General features: G+C 61.7%; 3 protein-coding genes. 2 read left to right on the top strand and 1 reads right to left on the bottom strand.

The genetic code is table 11. The annotated features are described in order from the left end of the window. Together IRZ31_RS21040 and IRZ31_RS21035 are read left to right on the top strand one after the other, a co-directional pair. Nucleotides 1-514: carbohydrate binding domain-containing protein (locus tag IRZ31_RS21040; protein ID WP_297157647.1), on the top strand; the 514-nt coding region annotated here is incomplete at its 5' end. A gap of 316 nt (nt 515-830) precedes the next feature. After that, the gene (locus IRZ31_RS21035) at nt 831-1,934 is read left to right on the top strand and encodes a phospholipase D-like domain-containing protein (RefSeq protein WP_297157644.1); all 1,104 of its coding nucleotides are present in this window, start codon (nt 831-833) and stop codon (nt 1,932-1,934) included. 463 nt (nt 1,935-2,397) lie between these two features. Here IRZ31_RS21035 and IRZ31_RS21030 read toward each other — a convergent pair. Continuing rightward, nucleotides 2,398-2,818, bottom strand: a 421-nt coding sequence (locus IRZ31_RS21030; protein ID WP_297157641.1) for a zinc-ribbon domain containing protein, incomplete at its 5' end; no start/stop codon positions are given.

Below are 2,818 nucleotides of genomic sequence, written 5' to 3'. Positions count from 1 at the left end.
TGGCGGCGGTGGCGGCGGTGGCGGTGGCGGCACCACCACGCAGCTGCTGAGCAACCCTGGTTTCGAGAGCGGTAGCTCCCCCTGGCAGGAATCTTCCTCCGGAGGCTATGAGATCGTCGACCCTACGAATCCCCATACGGGCAGCTACAGTGCCTACCTCTGCGGCTATAACGGCTGCAATGATCAGATCTGGCAGACGGTCACCCTGCCCAGCACCACGACCAAGGTGGTTCTAAGCTACTGGCTCTACATCAGCACGCAGGAGTCGGGCAGTACCTGCTACGACTACTTCTACGCGCGCATTCGCACCTCCAGTGGCTCGACGATCACGACCGTGCAGACCAGGTGTAATGCCAATGCCTCGGGCTGGACGCAGTACACCTTTGATCTGACCTCGGCGCTGAGCAGCTACTATGGACAACAGATTCAGGTCTACTTCCAGGGGACGACCGATTCGTCACTGGTCACCAACTTCTTTGTCGACGACGTTGCCCTGAACGATACACATTCCTAAGCGAGCCTCCTGAGCGGTAGTGGTGGCTCATTATGAGCCTGCCTCCAATCCATTCGGCAAGGGCGGAGCAATGGCGCTCCGCCCTCTTTTCATGGCTGGGCTGGTGGGTGCAGCGGTCAGGCGGTGCTGTCAGCTGTCTCCTGCCGGGGGTGATCGCTGCGGGCCGTCCATCTCTGCTCTGGCCTTGGAACAGCCAACTATACTGGCTGTAGTTCATCTAGCTGGTGCGCCATTGCTGGGCGATCAGCAGGTCCAGCAACGCACGCAGGCCATAGCTAGCATCACACACCCATCCTTGAAGCCAGGAGGCATGGCAATGTCGCATCTTCAGAGCAGAGGCCGGCAATGGCTGCCGGCCATTCTCTTCTCGCTCACGCTCTCGGTCCTTCTCCAGCCTCTACTGCCGCCGGGCACAGGAGCAACAGCCCTGGCGGCGCGTCAGTCGCCTGCCGTCCCTCTCTCCTCTCCACCGGCTGCTGTTGCGCCCGGTCCCGGGGTCAAGGGCGTTCAGATCTTTGTCGAGCCGCAAGCCGGTGAACAGGTTATTCTGCAGGCTATCTCTGAGGCTCAGCGCTCACTGGCTGTCGAGATCTATCTCCTCACCGACCGCAGCGTCATTCAGGCCCTGGAGGGAGCGGCCAGGCGGGGCCTGACGGTCCGTGTGATGCTGGAGCCTCATCCCTACGGTGGTGGCTCTCCTGATGGAACCATGCAGCAACTGCGCGCTGCTGGCGTTGAGGCGCGCTATGCGAATCCTGCTTTCCCACTCACCCATGCCAAACTGATGATTGTAGATGGAGAGCGCGCCTATATCATGACCGGCAACTTCACGCGGGCCGCTCTGGGAGGGAATCGCAGTGTTGCCAACCGCGAGTATGGCATTATTGATCCCTGGACCAGGGACGTGAGCAACCTGGAGGCGCTCTTTGAGGCCGATTGGCAGCGCACGGCCAGCGGCTCGCTGATCGACGATGCCAACCTCGTTATTAGCCCGGGCAACGCGCGGACCGCCCTGCAGGGACTGATTGGCGAGGCGCAGCAGACATTGCTCGTTGAAGAGGAAGAGATGCGGGATCAGCAGATCGAAGCCGCTCTGGTCGCGGCGGAGCAACGGGGTGTGAGGGTGCAAGTCGTTTTGCCGGCCCCGCGCGAGGGAAATGATCCCAATGCCGAGGGCATTGCCACGCTGCTGCAGGGCGGAGTAGCGGTGCGCGAGGATGGCCAGCTCTATATGCATGCCAAAATGCTCGTTGTAGACGGGCGAGAGGCCTTTGTTGGCTCGGAAAACTGCTCGCCGCCGGGTCTGGAGAGCAATCGCGAGGTGGGCATCCTGGTGGCCGATGGGAAGGTGCTGGCGACATTACAGACGACCTTTCAAGCCGACTGGGATGCAGCGCAGGTTGTCTCCAGATTGTCTTAGAGAGCTCCTGGAAAGGTCAACGTTAGGGTGTGCCTGGCCGTCTTGGCTCAGCTCAGCTCAGCTCAGCTTTGCTAAGTGGAGGTAGACAGCCAGCCGCCAGGCATCGCCCGGGTTGCCCAAGAAGGAACCGGCTGCTGCCACACCAGCAACTGACACGACCTTGCCTTGCGGACGCGGGCCAGTCAGACTATGCAAGCAAGGGATTGGGGCCAGGCGGCTGTCTGAGCAGCCTGAGCGAAAAGCGAGGCAGGGCAGAAGTAGCTGACCTCTGTCCTGCCTCCTGAGTTCTGCTGTGAGCGGATCAACCAGCTGTGTAGGATAGCTCGTTCCTGCCTGCTGTGGAGGTTGAGGGACTGCTGGTGACGGGCAGAGCCAGGCGGCGCCAAGAAGCGCTAGAGCGAATGCTGGCTGTCGCCGAAGAGCCAGAGCCTCAGCCAGACAGCGAGAAAGGCGGGAGCGTTAGCTACCAGCGGCGCCCACCGCGGCGCTCACGCCCGCGCCCGTGGCCTCCCTCATAGCTGCCCGAGTAGCTATAGCTCCGGCTTTCATCGCGACGCCCGCCACGGGAGGAGCGAACCTCCTGGTAACAATCGCTGCAGTAGACGGGACGATCCTCGCGGGGGAGGAAAGGAACGGTCGTTTGTCGTCCACAGTTGGAGCAGACAGCCTCGTACTGCTCCCGAGAGGAACGGGGCGAAGACTGACTTCGGGAGCCGTTGCGGCGGGCGGCGCGGCAGTCAGGGCAGCGCGCCGGGGGGTTGGTTAACCCCTTGCTGGCGAAGAAGGCCTGCTCGCCGGCAGAGAAGACAAAGTCCTGACCACAATCACGGCAGGTAAGAACACGATCCTGGTAATCCTCGTAAGACATCATGGGTAAAAAAACC

The sequence above is a fragment of the Thermogemmatispora sp. genome, from assembly GCF_019683635.1.
GTDB lineage: Bacteria > Chloroflexota > Ktedonobacteria > Ktedonobacterales > Ktedonobacteraceae > Thermogemmatispora.
This window is presented reverse-complemented; position numbering and strand designations above follow the sequence as displayed.